This window comes from Citreimonas salinaria (genome assembly GCF_900107235.1).
GTDB classification, from domain to species: domain Bacteria; phylum Pseudomonadota; class Alphaproteobacteria; order Rhodobacterales; family Rhodobacteraceae; genus Citreimonas; species Citreimonas salinaria.
In genome coordinates this window covers 33,361-53,167 of record NZ_FNPF01000015.1, presented here as the reverse complement: position 1 = coordinate 53,167, position 19,807 = coordinate 33,361, and the positions used below count along the sequence as shown (strand labels likewise).

At 63.0% G+C, this 19,807-nt stretch carries 19 protein-coding genes and 3 pseudogenes; 12 read left to right on the top strand and 10 right to left on the bottom strand.

Going from position 1 to position 19,807, the window contains the following annotated elements:
• Positions 1-2 precede the first annotated feature (2 nt).
• Positions 3-1,475: a hypothetical protein gene (locus BLW27_RS15890; RefSeq protein WP_089884728.1), complete on the top strand. Its 1,473-nt coding sequence runs from the start codon at positions 3-5 to the stop codon at positions 1,473-1,475.
• A 199-nt stretch (positions 1,476-1,674) separates the two neighbouring features.
• On the opposite strand, the gene BLW27_RS15885 is transcribed toward BLW27_RS15890, so the two are convergent.
• The gene (locus BLW27_RS15885; protein ID WP_089884726.1) at positions 1,675-2,037 is read right to left on the bottom strand and encodes a recombinase family protein; all 363 of its coding nucleotides are present in this window, start codon (positions 2,035-2,037) and stop codon (positions 1,675-1,677) included.
• Between BLW27_RS15885 and BLW27_RS15880 the strand changes: the two genes are divergently transcribed.
• Positions 2,036-2,968, top strand: a complete 933-nt coding sequence (locus BLW27_RS15880) for an IS5 family transposase (RefSeq protein WP_089884724.1) — start codon at positions 2,036-2,038, stop codon at positions 2,966-2,968. The genes BLW27_RS15885 and BLW27_RS15880 overlap by 2 nt on opposite strands.
• Positions 2,969-3,024: 56 nt before the next feature.
• A pseudogene (locus BLW27_RS21755) lies at positions 3,025-3,257 on the top strand (IS3 family transposase); the annotation flags it as partial.
• A 78-nt stretch (positions 3,258-3,335) separates the two neighbouring features.
• Here the strand turns inward: BLW27_RS21755 and argE are convergent.
• Positions 3,336-4,499, bottom strand: coding sequence for an acetylornithine deacetylase (gene argE / locus BLW27_RS15870; RefSeq protein ID WP_089884719.1), 1,164 nt, complete (start codon positions 4,497-4,499; stop codon positions 3,336-3,338).
• Positions 4,500-4,514: 15 nt separating this feature from the next.
• Positions 4,515-5,474, bottom strand: coding sequence for a LysR substrate-binding domain-containing protein (locus tag BLW27_RS15865; RefSeq protein ID WP_089884717.1), 960 nt, complete (start codon positions 5,472-5,474; stop codon positions 4,515-4,517).
• A 142-nt stretch (positions 5,475-5,616) separates the two neighbouring features.
• Between BLW27_RS15865 and BLW27_RS15860 the strand changes: the two genes are divergently transcribed.
• The 7 genes and pseudogenes from BLW27_RS15860 to BLW27_RS22135 form a co-directional block, all read left to right on the top strand.
• A complete protein-coding gene (locus tag BLW27_RS15860) occupies positions 5,617-7,221 on the top strand; it encodes an ABC transporter substrate-binding protein (protein WP_089884827.1) in 1,605 nt (534 codons plus the stop codon).
• Between the two features lie 67 nt (positions 7,222-7,288).
• Positions 7,289-8,266: an ABC transporter permease gene (locus tag BLW27_RS15855; protein ID WP_089884716.1), complete on the top strand. Its 978-nt coding sequence runs from the start codon at positions 7,289-7,291 to the stop codon at positions 8,264-8,266.
• On the top strand, positions 8,263-9,171 hold the full coding sequence (locus BLW27_RS15850) for an ABC transporter permease (RefSeq protein ID WP_089884714.1): 909 nt from the start codon (positions 8,263-8,265) through the stop codon (positions 9,169-9,171). The genes BLW27_RS15855 and BLW27_RS15850 overlap by 4 nt, the downstream gene beginning before the upstream one ends.
• Positions 9,168-10,154 carry an ABC transporter ATP-binding protein gene (locus tag BLW27_RS15845; protein WP_089884712.1) on the top strand — a complete coding sequence of 329 codons (987 nt, stop codon included), beginning with the start codon at positions 9,168-9,170 and terminating at the stop codon, positions 10,152-10,154. Before BLW27_RS15850 ends, BLW27_RS15845 begins: the two co-directional genes overlap by 4 nt.
• A gap of 53 nt (positions 10,155-10,207) precedes the next feature.
• Complete coding sequence (locus tag BLW27_RS15840) at positions 10,208-11,155, top strand: ABC transporter ATP-binding protein (RefSeq protein ID WP_245710905.1); 948 nt, start codon at positions 10,208-10,210, stop codon at positions 11,153-11,155.
• 85 nt (positions 11,156-11,240) lie between these two features.
• Positions 11,241-12,593: a M20 family metallopeptidase gene (locus tag BLW27_RS15835; protein ID WP_245710904.1), complete on the top strand. Its 1,353-nt coding sequence runs from the start codon at positions 11,241-11,243 to the stop codon at positions 12,591-12,593.
• 55 nt (positions 12,594-12,648) lie between these two features.
• A pseudogene (locus tag BLW27_RS22135) lies at positions 12,649-12,825 on the top strand (IS21 family transposase); the annotation flags it as partial.
• A 3-nt stretch (positions 12,826-12,828) separates the two neighbouring features.
• On the opposite strand, the pseudogene BLW27_RS21750 reads toward BLW27_RS22135, so the two are convergent.
• A pseudogene (locus tag BLW27_RS21750) lies at positions 12,829-12,987 on the bottom strand (transposase); the annotation flags it as partial.
• 539 nt (positions 12,988-13,526) lie between these two features.
• Here BLW27_RS21750 and BLW27_RS15825 point away from each other — a divergent pair.
• Complete coding sequence (locus BLW27_RS15825) at positions 13,527-14,885, top strand: hypothetical protein (protein WP_089884824.1); 1,359 nt, start codon at positions 13,527-13,529, stop codon at positions 14,883-14,885.
• Between the two features lie 169 nt (positions 14,886-15,054).
• Here the strand turns inward: BLW27_RS15825 and BLW27_RS15820 are convergent, their stop codons facing one another.
• The 5 genes from BLW27_RS15820 to BLW27_RS15800 form a co-directional block, all read right to left on the bottom strand.
• Positions 15,055-15,573, bottom strand: a complete 519-nt coding sequence (locus BLW27_RS15820; RefSeq protein WP_177177948.1) for a hypothetical protein — start codon at positions 15,571-15,573, stop codon at positions 15,055-15,057.
• A complete protein-coding gene (locus BLW27_RS15815) occupies positions 15,495-15,968 on the bottom strand; it encodes an ATP-dependent DNA ligase (RefSeq protein WP_177177947.1) in 474 nt (157 codons plus the stop codon). Before BLW27_RS15815 ends, BLW27_RS15820 begins: the two co-directional genes overlap by 79 nt.
• 90 nt (positions 15,969-16,058) lie before the next feature.
• On the bottom strand, positions 16,059-16,550 hold the full coding sequence (locus tag BLW27_RS15810) for a DUF4126 family protein (protein WP_089884702.1): 492 nt from the start codon (positions 16,548-16,550) through the stop codon (positions 16,059-16,061).
• A 164-nt stretch (positions 16,551-16,714) separates the two neighbouring features.
• Positions 16,715-17,017 (bottom strand): hypothetical protein, encoded by a 303-nt coding sequence (locus BLW27_RS15805; protein ID WP_089884699.1) that lies wholly within the window; start codon positions 17,015-17,017, stop codon positions 16,715-16,717.
• A gap of 149 nt (positions 17,018-17,166) precedes the next feature.
• Positions 17,167-17,466, bottom strand: coding sequence for a hypothetical protein (locus tag BLW27_RS15800; RefSeq protein WP_089884822.1), 300 nt, complete (start codon positions 17,464-17,466; stop codon positions 17,167-17,169).
• 119 nt (positions 17,467-17,585) lie between these two features.
• On the opposite strand from BLW27_RS15800, the gene BLW27_RS15795 reads away from it, so the two are divergent.
• Complete coding sequence (locus BLW27_RS15795) at positions 17,586-18,431, top strand: DUF6635 family protein (protein ID WP_089884697.1); 846 nt, start codon at positions 17,586-17,588, stop codon at positions 18,429-18,431.
• Between the two features lie 143 nt (positions 18,432-18,574).
• Here the strand turns inward: BLW27_RS15795 and BLW27_RS15790 are convergent, their stop codons facing one another.
• The gene (locus BLW27_RS15790) at positions 18,575-19,603 is read right to left on the bottom strand and encodes a hypothetical protein (RefSeq protein ID WP_089884695.1); all 1,029 of its coding nucleotides are present in this window, start codon (positions 19,601-19,603) and stop codon (positions 18,575-18,577) included.
• Positions 19,604-19,807: the final 204 nt, after the last annotated feature.

Here is a 19,807-nt window from a genome sequence, read left to right as displayed (position 1 = left end):
TCATGACCGGACGAACTATACTTGTTGCCGGTCTTGTCCTGGCGTCCACACCGGCCCTTCTGCACGCCCAGGAAGACGGCTCCGATCGTCTCTCGATCGACGATGTCGGGATTGCCATCCAAGACGCGGGCCTGCCGATCGAAGATCTGGATGGCGTCTATGGTGGACCGAAACAGCAAGGGGTCTACTTCGACGATGTCAGCTTCGGGCATGCCGGTGTTCCCTACGTGGCCGAAGCCCTGGTCGTGGATATGAAGACCGGCGACTTGTGGGTCGACAATCTCGAGACGACGGCGCGGGACCGTGGCGTGATTTCAGCCCGGTCCGTCAGCCTGAACTTCAGGACGCTCGGTGACATCGGGGCCGATGATGCCTGGCCGGATTGCGGTCCTCGCCGCATCGATCTCCAGCCTGCCGAGACCCGCATCGCAGTCGCCGGTCTCGTGCTCCAGGCTGACCGGGACATGCTCGGAAACGAGCCGCCGGAGATATCGCAGGTCGAGAACATCGCCCTGACACTCGGCAACCGCGGAGAGGCTGGATCGTGCGATCTCACGGCCGAATGGCGGATCGAGGATTTCCGGTCCCAGTCCGCAGCGATGGACACGGTCCAGGTAGACGAGGCGAGTGGCTCGGCGGCGATTCCTAACCATGTGCTCGCGCGGCTATCCTCCTCGGAAGGGGAAGGCTCAGGCTTGCCGGCACCGAGAGCCATTTCAGGCCGCATGGCGTTCGACGGTGTCAGGATGGAGTCCGGCACGGGAGTTTCTCTTGGCCAGGCCGACCACATCGGTTTGCAGATTGATCTGTCCGGGGACTACCTCGATCCCCTCGCGGATGGCGACCTGTCCACCCTGCCCTTCCCGTTTCCGGATGCAGAGATCGCGTTTTCCGCCGAGGGTCTTCACGTGCCGCTGTCCGGGGTACACACAGCGGCGTCCGGCAGGGCGGCTGCGCTGGAGCTCGTCGGTGACGGTACATTCGGCCTGCGTTTCAGTGACACGGGGGCTCGGCTCGGGGCATTTCTGGATATGCCCGGCAGCATCGAGGCGAAACTGAACCTCGAGACGTCCTTCAGCATTCCGGAAACCCAGGCCACCGTTGGTGATGGCCTCTTCGAGAGACTGGGTGTGACGGTTCTGGACAAGGCCCTTCTCGAACTGAGCGCGCCGATCGTCGAGGATCTGAAGCCTGGCGCACCGGCCTTGGTCACGTCGAAGATCATGGCATTTGTCGACGGGGCACCGATCCCCGGCCGCGTGAAGACATCGCTCGTCGGGATGGAGGACGGCATCCGCGATTGGCTGGAAGAGGGCTTTTCTCAAGGAAAGGCAAGAATCTCCCTCGACCCTCCCAACCCGGTGAACCTTGCAGCAATCGGGGCGGCGTTTGGCATCAGGCCACAGATCGCGGCCAACACGACCGGTTTTTTGCTTGAAACTGGAAATGCTCACGACAATGAGACCCGACGGTAGGACAGACTGAGTAGGATGGGTTTCCCCACGCAGAATCCATCACGCGCCCGGCAGCAAGAGGGTCAGCTCAGGGCTTCAAAGCCAACTGCGGTTCCCCTGTTCTGAACACACCACGGGAGAAGTGTTAAGCACGGGTGTGGAAACGAGCCCTCTGCCCCGGATGTGACCGGCATCGTTATTTGGCACGGTTTTGGCATCGCTATTTGGCCGGCGGACCGATGGTGACGCCGTTGGCGGCGCGGACATAGCTGTAGAGCGTGGGCTTCGAGATCCCCATCATGCGGCAGATCCTGGGGATAGGCATCTCGCGCTCATTGTAGAGGCGCACGGCCAGCGCGCGCTTGTCGGCGTTGAGGGCGGGACGGCGCCCGCCTTTGCGGCCCCGAGCGCGGGCCGCGGCAAGGCCGGCCTGGGTGCGGTCTCGGATCAGCGTGCGCTCGAACTCGGCAAGCGCGCCGAAGACGTGGAAGGTGAGTTTGCCGGTGGGGGTGGTCGTGGGCTTTGTTGCACAAAGGCGGAGGGGGATACATCTCGTGAATCCAGAGTGGTAGCTGGGCTGCATGAGCAGACCTATCCCACCGGACTACAAGACCAAGAACTGGCCGGGTTACAACGAAGCCCTGAAGCAGCGTGGCTCCCTGACGATCTGGTTTGACCCAGAGATGGTCTGGGTGCCAGCGCCAACCGGCAAGCGAGGTCGGCAGCCCCGATATAGCGACGCCGCGATCCAGACGTGCCTGACCATGAAGGTGCTGTTCGGCATGGCGCTTCGTCAGACGACGGGCTTTGTCGAGAACCTCCTGCGGCTGATCGGTCTCGACTGGACGGTGCCGGATTTCAGCCCATTGAGCAGACGTCAGAAGACCCTGGCCGTCCGCATTCCCTATCGCGGCTCGACAGGTCCCCTGCACCTGCTGATCGACAGCACCGGCATCAAGGCGGAGGGTGAAGGCGAATGGCACGCGCGCAAGCATGGCGGCGCGAAACGCCGTTTATGGCGCAAGATCCACATCGGCGTCGACGAACGGACGCTGGAAATCCGCGCCATCGAAGTCACCGGTAGCAACGTGGGGGATGCGCCCATGTTGCCAGAGTTGCCGAGCCAGATTCCCGCGGACGTGGAGATCGGATCGGTAACCGCGGACGGTGCCTACGATACGCGCAAGTGCCACGACGCCGTCGCCGACCGGGGCGCGCATGCCGTCATCCCGCCGCGCAAGAACGCCAGGCCGTGGAAGCCATCGACTGCCGGAGCAATCGCCCGGAACGAGGTGCTCCGCGCTTCGAAATATCTCGGCCGCGCCATCTGGCGAAAGTGGAGCGGATACCACCGCCGAAGCCGCGCCGAGACGAAGATGCATTGCGTGAAGCTTTTGGGGCAGAGCCTCATGGCACGCGACTTCGACCGTCAGGTTGCAGAACTCCAGATCCGCGCTGCCGTCCTGAACGGCTACACGGCGCTCGGCATACCTGTCACAGAGCCCGCAGGATAAGTCCGCCTGGGGAAAGGGGCAGTGCGGGCTTCACGCTTTTTGCGCAACAAAGCCCCCTGAATGCGAAGATCGGAGAGCTGACGCTGGAGAACGGTATTTTGTCCGTCGCGCTCGGCAAGGCGGGTCTGTTGCCGAGCGCAAAAGAATGATTGATCCCACCGCGAAGCTGAGCGTCAGCCGCCAAGCCATCGTTCTGGGGATTAGCCGGGGCAGCGTCTATTACCGGCCGCGCCCGGTCTCGGAAGCCGATTTGAAACTGATGCACCGCATCGACAAGCTGCACATGGAACGGTGCCTTCAGGCGCACGAAACCTCCCGGAATTGAGTTGGAAGAATATCCTGGGATCACATACCTTGTTGCCCAAGCCTATCGTCGTTGCGTAGCCCAGTCCGCAAGACGCACCAAGAACGCATCGCAAGCATCAAGCTGAGACTGCTCGATATACTCATCAGGTTTGTGCGCCTGCGAAATCGAGCCGGGCCCGCAAATCACAGTGGGCACGCCAAGCATTTCGTTAAAGCGGCCGCCCTCGGTCCCGAAGGCCACCTTGGAGTGGCCGTTGGTGCCCGTCAGTCGCTTGGTCAGCGTCACGACATCCGCATCCGGCACGGTTTCGAGCCCCGGAAACTGCGCGTAGAGGTCGATGTCGATCCCCGCTTCGGGGGCGACCTGTTGCATCAGGAGCTCGAGCTCGGCGGCATAATCGCGCAGCTCCTGCACCAGGGCATCGGCATCCTCGGAGGGCAGCACCCGGAACTCGCAGTCGAAGGTGCAAATGTCGGGCACGATGTTTAGGGCGGTGCCGCCGCGAATGATGCCGGTATGTGCCGTGCTGTGGGTGATGTCGTAATCTGGGTCGTTGCCGCCCATCGACGCCAGCCGCGCGGCGATGTCCTGCATCCGCACGACGAGCCGCGCTGCATAGTTGACCGCATTCACGCCCTGCGGCGCCAGCGAGGAATGGCACCCCCTGCCTCGCACCGTAACTCGCATCGAACGCTTCGCTTTGTGGCCGATCACCACCTGCATCAGGGTTGGCTCACCGACGATGCACATGGCGGGGCGGATGTCGTCGGCCTGCAGCATTTCCAGCAGGCCGACGACACCGACACAGCCGACCTCTTCGTCATAGGAGAACGCCAGATGCACCGGGCGCGCCAGGTCGCGCGCCACCAGGCCCGGCACGGCCGCCAACGCGCAGGCGAGAAAGCCCTTCATGTCGCACGATCCGCGCCCGAAGAGCCGCCCCTCCCGCGCGTCCAGCGCAAACGGGTCGCTGGCCCACTCCTGACCGTCTACCGGCACGGTATCGGTATGACCCGACAGGATCACGCCCGGCCGGTCGGCGGGCCCGATCGTGGCCCACAGGTTCGCCTTCTGGCGCGTGGTATCCATCACCAGGCGGCTTTCGACGCCGTAGGAGGACAGGTAGTCCCGGACATGGTCGATCAGAGCCAGGTTCGACCCGCGGCTGGTCGTGTCGAAGGCGACCAACTGGGCCAGGATCTCGCGGCTGGACGGCGTGGGCATCGAGTTTTTCCTTTGTCAGGTCGGAATTGGGGGCGTCGGATAGACGGTGCTGTCGAGGCTCGCGCGCACCGCCTGCATGAAGGCCAGCGCCGCCGACGAGGGCGCGCGGCTGGAGGGAAGCAGGAAGTTCGTGCTGTAGCCGATCGCGGGCAGGAAGGGTCGCATGACGATGCTCTCGCCCATCTGATGGACCAGCGGAAACGGATTCAAAAGCGACACGCCGAGACCCTCGCGCACGAACTCCATCACCGACACATTGGTCGAGGCCTCGAGCACACGGTTCAGGCGCAGGCCTGCTCGGTCGAACAGCCGGTCGATCGCGGCACGGCTGGAATGGCGGCGCGACAGGGCGATGAACGCCTCGTCTTGCAGGTCCTTGGCACGAATGACGTCCAAGGACGCAAGATGATGACGCTTGGGCAGGATGCAGATTGCCTGCGTTTCCAGCAGTAGCTCGGGGCTGATGCCTTCATGGGACACGTTGCTGTCGGTCATCCCGACGTCGAACCGCCCCTCGGCGATGCCGGTCAGCAGGCTGTCGCTGGCCAGAACGTCGAACGCGATCTGCAGATCCGGGTTCTGTTTCTTAAAGGCGGAAATCCGAGCCGGCAGGAATCGATGAGCGATTGTTGGCGGGGCCACGACTGACAATGTACCGGCATGCGTCTTTTCGGGTTCACCCGAATGGTTGGCGATGCGTGCCAGCGTGTCAAAGACCGGCGTCAGTTGCTCGTTAATCGACAATGCCTCGACTTTCGGCACCAGCCGCCCACCTGCCCGAACAAACAGCAGAAAGCCCAGGCGATCCTCCAGCTGGGCCAACCTTCGGCTGACTGCCGACTGAGAGATACCCAGCTCGCGCGCGGCGCTAATCGCGGTGCCGGACGCGACAAGGGCCTGCAAAACCTGAAGTTCGCGCAGCGTGATGCCCGCGCTGCGGTCTCTGGCCTTGGCGGATGTTTCAGAACGCGACATAAGCTATGACCAAACCGCATTGGTATTTTTGATTGACTTCGAATTATCGCATCGTAGCGTGGACGCCAAGCACGTTTGCGCCGCCGGGGACAAACCTCGGGATCGAAAATCGGAACGACCCACAACAGGAAAGGATATGAAGATGAGAGCACTAACCCTGCCAATCGTGGCCGGCCTTGCCGCCGCAGGCATCAGCCCCGCGACAGCCCAGGAGCTGGCGATCGGGCTGAAGTCCGAAGCGACGTCGATGGACCCGCAATTCCATCAGCTGTCCACCAACATCCAGGTCGCCAAGAACATCTTCGAGGCGCTGACCACCCAGGATGCCGTGCAGAAGGTCACCCCCGGTCTGGCCGAAAGCTGGGAGGCGATCGACGACACCACCTGGCGGTTCAATCTGCGTGAGGGCGTCACGTTTCACGACGGCTCCGAGTTTACCGCGCGCGATGTGATTTATTCGTTCTGCCGGATCCCGCTGGTGCAGAACTCACCCTCGCCCTTCACCATCTACAGCGCCGGCATCGCCGACATGACGGCCGAGGACGACCACACCCTGACGATCACCACCAAGGCCACCAACCCCCTGCTGCCCACCGAGCTGTGGAGTCTGGCAATCGTGTCCGCGGACACTCTGGGCGCCGAGGAAGAGATCACCTACGGTCCCGACGGCACCTGCGAGGGGATGGGCGAAGTGCCCCAGGCGCCGGCTTTCAACTCGCCCGACGTTGCCGTGGGCACTGGTCCCTACAAGCTGGAAACCTATACCCGCGGCTCCGAAGTCGTCCTTTCGCGCTTTGACGAATACTGGGGTGGCACGCCGGACTGGGAGCGCGTCGTGATGCGCCCCATCACCAGCGACGGCCCACGCGTGGCGGCACTGCTGGCCGGCGACGTGGACATGATCGAATCGCCGCCCATCCAGGATCTTCCGCGAATCGAAGACGCCGGTTTGAAGGTCGTGGATGCCCTGTCGAACCGGGTGATCTATCTGCACATGCAGCAGCTTGAGGATGCCCCCGGTATCAGCGGCACTGATGGCGAGAACCCGCTGCTGGATCCCCGCGTGCGTGAGGCGATCTCGTTGTCGATCAACCGCGACGCTATCGTGGAACGCATCATGGGCGGATATGCCGTGGCGGCAGGCGAGTTGCTGCCGCCGCCGATGTTCGGTACCTCGGAGCGTCCGGTCGATCCCTATGACCCCGAACGCGCCAAGGAGCTTCTGGCCGAAGCCGGCTACCCCGACGGTTTCTCGATCACGCTCGGCACGCCGAACGATCGCTACATCAACGACGAACAGGTCGCACAGGCCGTCGCCCAGATGCTGGCGCAGATCGGTATCGACACGCGCGTCGACGCCAGCACGGCCAGCCAGTTTTTCTCGCGTCGCAACGACTTGGAGTTCCCAATCTACATGGCCGGCTGGGGCGCATCCTCGGGTGACATGTCCTCGCCGCTGAAGTCTCTGGTCGCAACATATGATCCGGATACGGGCATGGGGCCGACCAACGCCGGCCGCTATTCCAACCCCGAGATGGACGCCCTGCTGCTCGAGGCGATGTCGACCATTGACGACACCAAACGCGATCGGATGCTGCAGGAGGCCGAAACCATGGTGCTGAACGATTACGGCATCATCCCGCTGCACTACGAACAGACGGTGTGGGCGATGAAGCCGAACCTGTCCTACGAGCCGCGCGTGGACCAGTACACCATGGCCACCAAAGTCGAGCCCGCGTCCGAGTGACCCGACCTGCCGGCACCCCTCGCGGGGTGCCGGCCTCTCGCCGAGTGCCGGACCGAAGGACCCCGCCATGATCGTCTATCTTGTCCGCCGCCTGGGCCAGAGCCTGCTTGCCCTCGTGGCAATGGCCATTCTGGTCTTTATCGGCGTCTATTTCATCGGCAATCCGGTCGATGTGCTGATCAACCCCGAAGCCACACAGGCCGACATCATCGCCACGACCGAACGCCTCGGCTTGGACAAGCCCCTGTACCAGCAATTCGGTATCTTCGTGATGAACGCTCTGCAGGGCGATCTGGGGACTTCTTTCGTCTACGGTCGCCCCGCGCTTGACATCATTCTTGAAAGGCTACCCGCCACGATGGAGCTGGCGCTGGTCGCGCTGCTACTATCAGTCGGCATCGGCATTCCTCTTGGGGTCTGGGCAGGGCTGCGGCCTTACAGCATCGCGGGACGCTCGATCATGGGAGGCTCGCTTCTGGGCTTTTCGCTTCCGAATTTCTGGCAGGGAATGCTGCTGATCCTGATTTTCGCGGTTATTCTGGGCTGGCTGCCCGCGGGCGGACGCGGGGAAACTACCGAATTCCTGGGGCTGCAGGTCAGCTTTCTGACGCTGGACGGGCTGTCGCATCTTATACTGCCGGCCATCAATCTGGCGCTGTTCAAGATGTCGCTGATCATCCGCCTTGCCCGCGCCAACACGCGCGAGGTGTGCCTGCAGGACTATGTCAAGTTCGCTCGCGCCAAGGGCCTGTCGGGCCGCCGTGTGGTGCTGGTCCATGTGCTCAAGAACATCATGATCCCCGTCGTCACCATCATCGGGCTTGAGCTCGGATCGATGGTCGCCTTTGCGATCGTGACCGAGACCGTTTTCGCCTGGCCCGGCATGGGAAAGCTGCTGATCGACAGCATCAACCTGCTCGATCGTCCCGTGATCGTCGCTTATCTGATGCTGACGGTGCTGATCATCGTCGCGATCAACCTGCTGGTCGATGTGATCTATTCGCTTCTGGATCCACGCATCCGCCTGTCGGAGATGAATGGATGACCGAAATCGCAACTAACACGCCGGTGCGTATCGACAGCCCGAGCAAGCGCATCGCCAAGCAGTTCATCGAGGATCCCGTGGCCGTCGTGGGCCTCATCCTGTTCGGACTGGTGGCGTTGATCGCCATTGCGGCGCCGTGGCTCGCACCCCAGAATCCTTATGATCTGGCGCAGCTGAACATCATGGACAGCTCCCTGCCGCCCGGCGAAACCAGCTTCGATACTGAGATGACCTACTGGCTGGGCACGGACCAGCAGGGCCGCGACATGCTGTCGGCGATCATGTACGGGCTGCGGATCAGCCTGTTGGTGGCCACCGTCTCGCTGGCGCTGGCCATCACGATCGGCACGATCGTGGGCGTCTTTGCGGCGTTTTTCGGCGGCAGGCTGGACAGCATCATCATGCGGATCGTCGATCTGCAGCTGTCCTTTCCTGCCATCCTGATTGCGTTGATCCTTTTGGCCCTGCTTGGGCGCGGGGTGGACAAGGTCATCATGGCGCTGGTGATCGTACAATGGGCATACTACGCCCGCACGGTCCGCAGTTCGGCCATGGTCGAGCGGAGCAAGGATTACATCGACGCGGCTCGTTGTCTCGGGCTGCCAAGCCGCCGCATCATGTTCCGCCACCTGCTGCCCAATTGCGTCCCGCCCCTTATTGTTGTCGCGACCGTTCAGATCGCTCAGGCCATCGCGCTTGAAGCCACGCTGTCCTTCCTCGGCGTCGGCGTACCCATCACCGAGCCCTCGCTCGGGCTGCTGATCGCCAATGGCTATGACTACCTTCTGTCGGGCAACTACTGGATCAGCGTGTTTCCCGGCATTGCGCTGGTGGTGACCATCATCGCCATCAACCTTGTCGGCGACCGCCTGCGCGACGTCCTGAACCCGAGGTTGCAGAAATGACCGCACTACTGGACGTCAAGAACCTACAGACGCACTTCTTCACCCGCGACGGTGTGGCCAAGGCGGTGGACGGAGTCAGTTTCTCGCTGGATAGGGGGCAAATCCTGGGGCTGGTCGGCGAGTCCGGGTCGGGTAAGTCCGTCACCGGCTTTTCCATCCTGGGGCTCATCGATCCGCCCGGCCGCGTCGCCGGGGGACAGATCCTGTTTGACGGCGATGACCTGCTTGCGGGTGGCGAGGCCATCATGCGCAACCTGCGGGGCAAGCGCATCGCGATGATCTTTCAAGATCCGATGATGACGCTGAACCCTGTCCTGCGAGTCGACACGCAGATGGTCGAAACCGTGCGCGCGCACGACAACGTTTCCAAGGCCGAGGCGCTGCGCAGGTCACGCGAGGCGCTGGTCCAGGTTGGCATCTCCTCGCCCGACGAGCGGTTGCAAAGCTATCCACACCAGTTCTCGGGCGGGATGCGCCAACGCGTGGCCATCGCCATTGCGCTGCTGCACAAGCCCGACCTGATTATCGCAGACGAGCCCACGACCGCATTGGATGTCACGATTCAGGCCCAGATCCTTTCCGAGGTGCAGAACATCTGTGCCCAATCGGGCACGGCGCTAATCTGGATCACCCATGACCTGGCCGTCGTTTCCGGCCTCGCCGACCGGCTGGCCGTCATGTATGCTGGCCGCATCATCGAGGAAGGTCCGACCTCCGACGTCATATCGAACCCGCGTCACCCGTATACGCGCGGGCTGATCGACAGCGTGCCGCAAGGCAAGCGCCATGGAGCAATGCTGACGCAGATCAAGGGGATGACGCCCTCGCTGCTGAAGCTGCCGCAAGGATGCAAGTTCGCCCCCCGCTGTCCGCGCGCAGATCGCGTCTGCGAAGTTGAGCCCACGCTGGATCCCGCAGGCCCCGACCGCAGCGTACGCTGCCATCATCCCCATTCCGAAGCCAACGGGAAGGCGACGTCTTGAGTTTTGACACGATTCTCCAGATCGACGGCGTGTCCAAGCGCTTTTCGAAGGACTTGGATCTCGCCGAACGGACAGCGCGGAAGCTGGGTGCCAAGATCGCTCCGGCGACCGTCCATGCCGTCGACACTGTCAACCTGGACATCCGCCGGGGCGAGGTGCTGGGCCTTGTCGGCGAATCCGGCTGCGGCAAATCCACACTGGGCCGCATGGTTGCGGGGCTGACCACGCCGTCAGAGGGGCGCATCCTCTACAATGGGCAGGATGTCTCGACGCTGAAGGGCGCCGCCGCCCGGGATGCCGCGCTCAAGATCCAGATGATCTTCCAAGACCCCATGTCCTCGCTGAACCCCCGGTTGCAGGTCCGCGAAATCGTGGGCGAGGCCCCACGCTTCCATGGCATCGTGCAGCGCAACCAGATGGCGTCCTATGTCGAGGATCTCCTCGATCAGGTCGGCCTCGACCCCAGCATGGGCAAACGGTACCCGCACCAGTTCTCGGGCGGGCAACGCGCGCGGATCGGCATCGCGCGTGCGCTGGCGGTGCGGCCCCACTTCCTTGTCTGCGACGAGTCGGTCGCGGCGCTGGACGTCTCAATTCAGGCGCAGGTGCTCAACCTGTTCGTCAAGCTGCGGCAGGATTTCGATCTCACCTATCTGTTCGTCAGCCATGACCTTGGAGTGGTCGAACACATATCTGACCGGATCGCGGTGATGTATCTGGGGCGTATTGTTGAATTGGGCGAGTCCGAGGATCTGATCGCTCGTCCCAACCACCCCTATACCCAGGCGCTGGTCAGCGAGATCCCGACCTTCGAGACCGGCAAAAAGATCTACCATGCCATCGAGGGAGAGATCCCCTCGCCCATGAATCCACCCACCGGATGTCACTTCCACCCCCGCTGCCCCCATGCCTTTGACCGCTGCCGCGTCGAGGTGCCTGCCCTGAAAGAGGTGGCCCCAGGCCGTCTATCGGCCTGCCACCTCAACGACAGGGCGACCTGACGCCTCATCTTCAAGGAGATTTCCGATGCGAAACGACAACCCGATCTGGCCCTTCGTCGATGCGAAGGGACCGGCCTTCACAGGCTTGGCCGATCGCGTCTTCGACACTCCCGAACTGGCGTATGGCGAGGTGCAATCCTGCGCGGCCCATACGCAGATGCTGCGCGAACAAGGCTTCCGCGTGACCGAGAGCGTCGCCGACATTCCTACCGCCGTCATGGGCGAGGCAGGCGAAGGCGGCCCGATCATCGCCATCCTGGGCGAATACGACGCGCTGCCGAGCCTGTCGCAAGAAGCCGGTCTGGCCGAGCCAAAGCAGATAGCCGAGCACGGGTTCGGCCATGGCTGCGGTCACAACCTGCTGGGCTCAGCCGCGCTGTCGGCGGCGACCGCCGTCAAAGACTGGCTGGAGGCCGAGGGCATATCGGGCCGCGTCCGCTATTACGGCTGCCCGGCCGAGGAAGGCGGCGCCGCAAAGACCTACATGGTGCGCGACGGCCAGTTCGACGACGTTGATATCGCGATCACCTGGCACCCGGCCAGCTTCAATGCGGTCGATGACATGCGATCGCTGGCCAACACGAGGATCGACTTCACCTTCCACGGGAAGGCCGCTCATGCGGCAGTCGCGCCGGAGCTGGGCCGATCGGCGCTGGATGCAATCGAGCTGATGAATATCGGCGTCAACTACATGCGCGAACACATGCCGGACGGATCGCGCATACATTATGCCTATCTGGACGCCGGCGGCATTGCGCCCAACGTGGTGCAGTCCAAGGCGACCGTGCGCCATCTGATCCGCAGCCCCAGCCTGCAAGGCCTTGCTTCGCTAGTCGAGCGCGTGCGCGCGATCGCCGACGGCGCGGCCTTGATGTCCGGGACCAGTGTGACGTCGAAGGTCTTTTCAGCCGTGTCGAACCTTACCAGGAACCGCCCTCTGTCCGAGGCCATGCAGGCCGAGTTCGAGGCTCTGGGCCCCGTCCCCTTCGACGCAGACGATGCCGCCTTTGCGACTCGCATTCGTGAGAGCCTGTCGCGCGAGGATATCGCCGACACGTTCGAGCGTCTCGCGATGAAACCCGATTACGACAAGCCGCTGTGCGATTTCATCGCGCCGCTGGACCGCCCCTTCATGGGCGGTATGGGCTCTACCGATGTGGGGGATGTCAGCTGGGCGGTCCCCACAGTGCAGGCCCGAGTGGCGACCTGCGCGGTGGGCACAGCGCTGCACAGCTGGCAGCAGACGGCCCAGGGCAAGGCCCCGGCCGCGCACAAGGGGATGCTGCACGCCAGCAAGGTGATGGCAGCAACTGCCCGTGCTGCACTGCTGGACGGCAGTCTGATCGCTGTGGCAAAGCAGGCGCATGCCGACCATCTGGCCGAATATCCCTATGTTTGTCCCATTCCGGCCGGAACGACGCCTCCCATCGGGAAGTAGCCGGCTAGAGGGCGGTGTCAGAGCAAAGTGCCTTAAGCGGGGCAGGACGGGGCCGTACCTGCCGCTCATCGAGCGCAAGATCAACGTCCTGGATCAGGCAGCACCTCTGGCGGAATGGGACCTGCCGCCGGACCAGGTTCTGCGCCTTCTTGAGACCTTCGACATCGTCGATCTCCACGCCGCCGTGGCGCATCTTTTCGTAACGGGCATCAAAGATGCGGTATATCACTTGGCCAAGAGGGCGGTTGCGCCATGCTTCCAGTTCCTCGTCAAGCAGCTTGGCTGCCCGGCTCACTTGCGAGTACGACAAGCTCTCGATCCCGAACTCGCGCATGACAGCCTCGGCGTCGCGTGTTGAGACGCCTTTGACGTACATCTCGGCCACCGCCAGCATGACGGCCCGGGCCGCCCGCCGTCCGCGCTCGAGCGATTGCGGGTAGAATGGCTCTCCTTCGTGCCCGGCGGCTTAGGGCACCTGCAAGCTCACCGTGCCCGCAGGCGTGTCGATCCGCTTGGGCTTGTAGCCGTTGGCATAGCCTTGACGCTCGGGCGTGCTCTCATAGAGGCCCGCCGAGAAACCGCTCACGTTCGATCCCGCGTTGAAGGCGGCGCCGAAGCCGAAGGCGGCGGACGCGATCTACACAATGCGGATCTTCCGTCGACGAGAGCATGATCACCGGCGAGCCGATCCCGGTCGAGAAACGAGGCTCTGCGTCGAGATCGACCCTCCGAGGCGGAGACGTTCTGGATTGAGTTCCTCTGGTCTCTCGCCGACCGTGGCCTGCGCGTCACCTGCAGGCTGAGCTCTGAACCATAGCTCTGGCTGGACACTCCCCGCGCGACGCACGAGACTGCGGCCGGAAGAACTCCAGCGAGGTGAATAACTTGAACGTTGGGTCGTCCGAGGGCCGAAATCAGCTCGGCGGCCTGTTCATGATCGCCACCCTGCTCGTGACCGTGCCCTTCGAGTTTACGGGGTTGCCCGCGTTCTCCTACATTGCCGGCGGCTTCGTGATTTGCGGGCTCGCTGCCTTTGCGCCCCAGATGCGAAGATCACGTGTCGCCTTCCTCCTCATCGGGTTGCTGCTGACCGCCCTTGCTATCGCTGTCCTGCCCGACTGGGACGAGGCCATACTGCGCGCGCTGAAACAAGCGAGCTTCATCGCGGCGCTCTTCTGCGCGCTGACGGCGATCCGTACAGCAGCGGCGAGCTCACCCGCCATCATCGAGTGCGGTCGCTTCCTGTCCAATCAGGCGCCGGGAAAGCGCTACCTCGCGCTCACTATTGGCGGCCACCTGTTTGGCCTGATCCTTCTTTATGGATCGATCTCCCTACTCGGCGGCCTGGCGACGGAGAGCGCCCGTGAGGCACCGAGCGCGTATGTCCGCAAGCATCGCGTTCGACGCATGCTGGTCGCCATCCAGCGCGGCTTTGCTTCGACCCTCGTGTGGTCTCCTCTGAGCTTCTCGCTGGCCATCACCCTTTCGGTCGTTCCCGGCGCAAGCTGGGCCGGGGTACTACCCGTGGCCACGGTTGGCGTGGTTCTGCTCATTCTCACGGGCTGGGGGCTGGACACCATCTTCAAGCCGCGTCCATCCGGACAACCGTCGCCTTCGCAAGACTCGTCGAGCCGAACCTGGCTCCATCATCTGAGACCGTTGATCACGCTTCTTGCGGTCGTATTCGCATCTGCAGCCGCCGTGCACTTCGCCTTCGGGGTATGGGTATTCGGGGCTGTCATGGCGCTGGTGCCGCTCATCGCGGTCGTATGGGTCGCCCTGCAGGCAGGCCGGGATCACCCTGCGGCAGCCATACGCGACAGCGTGTCTGACTTCGCCACCCGCGAGATCCCCGGCTTAAATGGGGAATTGGTGCTGCTTTCCATGGCAGGTTTTATCGGAACGCTGGGATCGGCTCTCGCAACGCCGCTGATAGAGGGCGCCGGCATCAATCTGGGTGCTGTGCCCGCCGTCCTGTTGCTGATCTCGGTGTTCTGGCTCATTCCCCTGACGGGGCAGATCGGCATGAACCCGATCCTTGCGGTGTCACTGATCGGTCCGCTACTGCCTTCGCCGGAAGCGCTGGGGATCGCGCCTGTCGCGATGGTCTTTGCAATCACCAGCGGCTGGGCCCTAAGTGGCGTCACCTCGCCCTTTACCGCATCGGTCCTCCTCGTTGCATCCTATGGCGGGGTCAGCCCAGCACACGTGGCATGGCGCTGGAACGGCGGCTACGTCTTGACTGTCGGCATCCTGGTGTCATTGCTGCTGTCCGCGCTGGTGATGCCGTGATGTCGCTCCCGGTCAGGCGTGTGCTGAACCCGAAGTGGGAATGGTCGCCCGGCAAGCCTCACGCGAGTGACCGGCTTTCGGCGAAGCCGAAGCCGTAGTTCAGACGTTCCTTGAGTAGAGTTTCAATGGTACTTTTAGTGGTTGGTGGTTAGAGGCCCCTCCGGCCGGGTTAGCGGATTTGGTCGATTGAGCAGTCGTCAGGGTTCTTGTCCTGCCGGATCCGCAGAACGCGGGCGCCGTGCCTCATGAAATCGGCGGACACCAGTTCCGTACTCACCTCAGCCACGATCAACGGCCGCAGGGGGACGTAATCGCGCTCGGCGCCGCTCCAGCGATCCTTCGACCCTGGCCTGCGACCGGTGAAGCCGCCCTCGCCGGCCAGCTGCTCCAGAATCCCTCCCATGGCCTCTCCGCCCGTGGGTATCCGGGCTCGCCCGACATAGTGCAGCAGGCCCTCGCCGTCGTAGAGACCGAGCAGCAGGAAGTCGAGCGACCGCGTCCCCTTCTTGTGGTAGATCCCTCCAAGGACGCAGTCGGCCGTCTTCCAGACCTTGTACTTCAGCATGGCCCGTTTGCCCGGCTGGTACGTCAGCGCCAGGCTCTTCGCCATCACGCCGTCGAGCCCCTTCTGTCCGATCCACTTGCGAGCGGTGGCGGCCGTCGCGGTCTTCTTTCGCAGCTCCAGCACAGACAAGCCCTTATGAGCTGCCATGACTCCTCGAGCACGGCACGGCGCTCTTCCAGCGGCGACGACATCAGCGAGCTCCCGAGCCGCGCGAGGATGTCGAAGACGATGTACCGGGCGGGGTGCTCGATCGACATCTGCTCGACCCGGCTGGCAGCCGGATGCAGCCTCAGCTGGAGGGTTTCGATCCCTTCCGGGGATATGATCTCGCCATCGAGCACGAAACCGGTCTCATCGACCTCCTGGAGCGCGCTCTCGATTTCAGGAAAGTACCGGGCGAGCGACTTCTGGTTCTTCGACTGCAGTTGGACCGGATCGGACTTCCTGAATGCCAGGCAGCGGAACCCGTCGTATTTCTGCTCGTACTGGTAGCCCGCGCCCGTCGGCAGGTCGTCCACTGGTTCCGCTTCCATGGGTTTCGTGTCGAGAGGCGGAAATCGAACGGACATGGCAGTCACCCTTGCTGGCTGATGACTCAGTCCACGAAATCAGGATGGGTTTTGGGCACCTCTGTCGACAGAAGACGGTAGCGCTGGCCGAGCGTTTGCGATCGCGAAGGCTGCCGAGAGAACGATCACATCCTCTGCGAAGCCGGAGGTTGTCTGATCCATGTGCTGCATCGCCCGTTCGCGCGCAGCAAGTCCGCAATACGAGGAAGCCACCGCGGCACCGATGCCTAGCGCCGCCCCCTCCAGCTGGCGCCGTGGCGGAGCAAGAGCCGCACCTGCGAACCCGCCGGTGATGGTTCTGGCAAGCAGACCAAGAAACACGGTGCGGTCGGGTGCAGTCTTCATCTTGTCGCCGCCCACTTCTGCCGCGGCCATCGCCACTCCGCCAGCTGCGATCAGAGGGTGCTCCATCAGTCGCGCCTGCGGGTTGTCGTACGGGAGGTTGCCGAGACGCGCCGCACCGGCCAATGCGGCAAGCGGCGCCATCGAGCGCTGGCCTGCGACAAGGCCCATCAGGATCGAGCGTAGCATGAATGCCTCGTGTCGGTTCGCTTGCAGCAACGCAGGCGCGCACACCAAGTTCCTGATTGCTGCGCTCCCTATTCGGCCGGCAACGCCTCCGGCACAGCATTGGTTGCCCGCGCGGCGGATGCTTGAGACCGCGGTTCGGCCTTCCCGGCCGCGCAGACGTTGCCCTAGACCGAGATACACGCGGCGGTGGGTTTTTTGGCAGGTCCCGAGGCCGAAACGATCCTCACCCGGAGGCTGTCGATCTGCGCGAGATGCGTTTTCATCAGCTCGGCGTTCAGCTGGTCGAGAAAGCCTACCGGGACTGCACGCCGCTTCCAGCGGAACCACCGTGTCCTTCGCTGGCACAGGATCGCGATCCGTCCGTCCTTTTCCTCACGCAGATCCACGGCCCCTCCAGGCGTGATGCCACAGCGGTCGAAGTCCCGGGTCGGGTCCACGATTTGTGCGCTATAGATGATCGGTGTCATGGTGGCCTCCAGGACCCTGCTCTGAGGGCAGCATGGCTCGGAACCTATACCATGGAATGAACGCAGTCGGGTTTGTCTGAGCTCGGACGCACAGATCGGTGTTCAACTGCCCGTCTTTGTTCGACGAAAGACCGCGGCACGGCACAGGGTCAAGTCAGCGTCAGGATCGCCATGAGGGCAAGTGTCGCGTACCGCGCCAGATCCGCATAGAGGGTCGGGCCGCCGTAGACTGCAGCCGAGCGCCAGACGCCGATTGTCGCGACCACGTTGTAGGGCACCGAGCAACCGTAGCCCACGATCAAGGCGGCCAGCGGCAGGTCCTGCAGGATGAGAACCAGAAAGAGGATGCTGGTCGAGATGTTGACCATCAGGCCGCCCGTCACCGCCCAGGTCCAGAAGGCTTCGTCCAGCGCGAGGTCGCCAGCCAGCAGAGATCGAAGCTTTTTCATGCGATAACTGTCGCACGGAAGCCCGCGGAGGCACAATCGTCACGAAGGGTTCGCGAAACTCCTGTATTCTGCCAATCATGGAATCTTCCGCGTGGGGGCGAGTGGTGCCTGAAAATGCCATGGCGATCGACTATGAGGTCCGCGAGGGAGATCCCTTCGAGCGGGCCAGGGATCGCGTTGACGCATTCGTCGAAGAGACCTTCTCCTGGCGCGGCGCACTGCGCCTTCATCGGCATACCCTGGGCTGGGATCTGCTCCGCGCTCCAGTGAACGTTGCCCTTGCCCCGGTCCATCTTCTCGTCCGCATCTTCGCCGCGGTGCTGGACTTGCTGCGTCTGCGCAGAGCGGCGGCTGGGCTAAATTCATTCCTGGCATCGATTGTACTTCCGACGGCCACCGGTCGACATATCGAGCACAAGGTCGCCGCGGACTTCCTGAGACTTCCTCAGCTGAAAGCATCCGAACCTGGCTCGCCGGCCGACCTCGCTCTTAAGACATACTCGGCGACCCGATCCGCGGTGTCGGAGATCACCACAGCTGTGATCGCGATCCTGATCGGCGCGCTGATTTTCAGGAGTCTGACGCCCGGCGTGGTTTCCATGGCGCCGACGGTCGCCGATGCCCTCGTCCGGGACAGGGCGATCGGTAGCTTCTGGCTTGGGGAGAACCTCGGATCTGCCTGGTACGGGATCTTTCAGCCTGGTGCATCGGTTTCTCAGATCGGCTGGACTGTCGCCGTGCTCCTCATGGCAGCATCCCTGGTGACCGCGTTCGCCGGTCTTCTGGCTGATCCAATCCAGGCGCGCCTCGGCATTCACCGGCGTCGTCTGCTGCGACTTGTCGATGCGATCGAGAGCGACATGGCAGGCCGGCCATCTCGATCCTTCGCCGCGCGAGAGCTCTACTACGCGCGCTTCACCGACATCTTCGATGCCGTGGCAGCCCTATCGCGACACCTCAGGTAGCATAAGTCGCTAAACTTCCTCAATTTCCCTGTATGCAGTGACAGCCTACAAGAACTGGCCGGGGACGCATGGGCCGATTTCTCCCGGCTCATCCACGCCCCCCGACGCGGCGTATTGTGGAACCACGCTCATCGCCTATCGAGCTACCCGACCCATGAACCGCTGAGGCGGACGTAAGGAAGATCGTTGCGAGGTCGCCATTCAGAGATCGTCCAGTAGATGGTGGTGGCGCCGACCTCGAAGGCTTCGGCAAGCTTCGTTATGGTATCACCGTTGCGGTGGCGCCCGATGATCTCGCGCCTCTGGTCGTCGGTGAGCTTCGATCGGTGGTCCGAGTGGGCGACGATCTTCTCGAAGGGGAACCCGTTCAGTGGTCCCCAGTCTTTCGCAACCGCTCTGACGCCAGTGAGGCCCAGCGGGAAGTCTTCTGAGATAGACCGGTAGGACTCACCCGCCGCACGGCGTAGGCAAATCTCGGCGCGCTGCGCATCGGACACCTTGGAGGGGCCGGCGTTCTCGCCTTTGTATTCTCCGGCGGCCTTGCGCCTGGCCGTTTCGGTCCTTTTCGCGACCCGCTCCTCTTCCTTCCGTTTCGCTGTTTCTGCCTTGCTCTCAGCGGTGAGCACGATCCGAGACAAGGAGAGTTTGCGGCGTGTATCCTGTGATAGGGTTCTGCCCGTGAGCGCGCGAGATATTGCGGCACGTCCTTCGACGGATTTGACGTGCCCGTAGGCTGGGTGATCAGCGCCGAACTTCCCCCAACACACGTTCCCTTCGCCGGAGAACCGCTCCCGCAACCCTTCGATCTGTCGGGCAGACAACGTCCGACCCGCGCCGCCATCGCCGCCCGGCGTCATGTTGTATCCCACGGACTTGTCCAGGTAGGATCTCGTGAATGCAATCCACGCGATTTCCCGAGGGTCGAGCTCATCATAAGTTTCGACCTGGTCGATAACCTCCCAGTCGAACGCGCCCCATCCATGCTTCCTGATGGAGGAGTAGAAGTAGCCGTCGCAGCCATACTTCCAGCGGAATTTCGCGCGCTGATGATGTCGCGACTTTGCGTGCGACATGCCAAGCTTTGCCTTGCCGATATAGATCTTACCGGTGTTCCGATTGGTTGCTTGGTAGATTACTAGCTTGGCGCCACGCGGAACCGTCTTCTTCTGCATCCGAAAACCGCTCGTGATTTTCTTGAGGATGACGGTCGAAGGGCCTCGGTGTCAATCGCAGCGCAGGCTGGATGGGCTGGACCCGTTCGGCAGCATGTGCGCCAGTGTCCCGTCGCCACCGAAACGCCCCGCTCGACGTCCGGCCGGATCCTTCCGAATGGCCTGAAGACCTCCGTAGGGAGGTGGTATCCTGGCGCGCCCAAT

What these genes read in the sequence shown, in the direction of transcription:
- BLW27_RS15890 (WP_089884728.1), top strand. Translation starts at nt 3, where the DNA reads ATGACCGGACGAACTATACTTGTTGCCGGTCTTGTCCTGGCGTCCACA.
- BLW27_RS15880 (WP_089884724.1), top strand. Translation starts at nt 2,036, where the DNA reads ATGAGCAGACCTATCCCACCGGACTACAAGACCAAGAACTGGCCGGGT.
- BLW27_RS15885 (WP_089884726.1), bottom strand. Translation starts at nt 2,037, where the DNA reads ATGCAGCCCAGCTACCACTCTGGATTCACGAGATGTATCCCCCTCCGC.
- argE (WP_089884719.1), bottom strand. Translation starts at nt 4,499, where the DNA reads ATGCCCACGCCGTCCAGCCGCGAGATCCTGGCCCAGTTGGTCGCCTTC.
- BLW27_RS15865 (WP_089884717.1), bottom strand. Translation starts at nt 5,474, where the DNA reads ATGTCGCGTTCTGAAACATCCGCCAAGGCCAGAGACCGCAGCGCGGGC.
- BLW27_RS15860 (WP_089884827.1), top strand. Translation starts at nt 5,617, where the DNA reads ATGAGAGCACTAACCCTGCCAATCGTGGCCGGCCTTGCCGCCGCAGGC.
- BLW27_RS15855 (WP_089884716.1), top strand. Translation starts at nt 7,289, where the DNA reads ATGATCGTCTATCTTGTCCGCCGCCTGGGCCAGAGCCTGCTTGCCCTC.
- BLW27_RS15850 (WP_089884714.1), top strand. Translation starts at nt 8,263, where the DNA reads ATGACCGAAATCGCAACTAACACGCCGGTGCGTATCGACAGCCCGAGC.
- BLW27_RS15845 (WP_089884712.1), top strand. Translation starts at nt 9,168, where the DNA reads ATGACCGCACTACTGGACGTCAAGAACCTACAGACGCACTTCTTCACC.
- BLW27_RS15825 (WP_089884824.1), top strand. Translation starts at nt 13,527, where the DNA reads ATGATCGCCACCCTGCTCGTGACCGTGCCCTTCGAGTTTACGGGGTTG.
- BLW27_RS15810 (WP_089884702.1), bottom strand. Translation starts at nt 16,550, where the DNA reads ATGCTACGCTCGATCCTGATGGGCCTTGTCGCAGGCCAGCGCTCGATG.
- BLW27_RS15805 (WP_089884699.1), bottom strand. Translation starts at nt 17,017, where the DNA reads ATGACACCGATCATCTATAGCGCACAAATCGTGGACCCGACCCGGGAC.
- BLW27_RS15800 (WP_089884822.1), bottom strand. Translation starts at nt 17,466, where the DNA reads ATGAAAAAGCTTCGATCTCTGCTGGCTGGCGACCTCGCGCTGGACGAA.
- BLW27_RS15795 (WP_089884697.1), top strand. Translation starts at nt 17,586, where the DNA reads ATGGCGATCGACTATGAGGTCCGCGAGGGAGATCCCTTCGAGCGGGCC.
- BLW27_RS15790 (WP_089884695.1), bottom strand. Translation starts at nt 19,603, where the DNA reads ATGCAGAAGAAGACGGTTCCGCGTGGCGCCAAGCTAGTAATCTACCAA.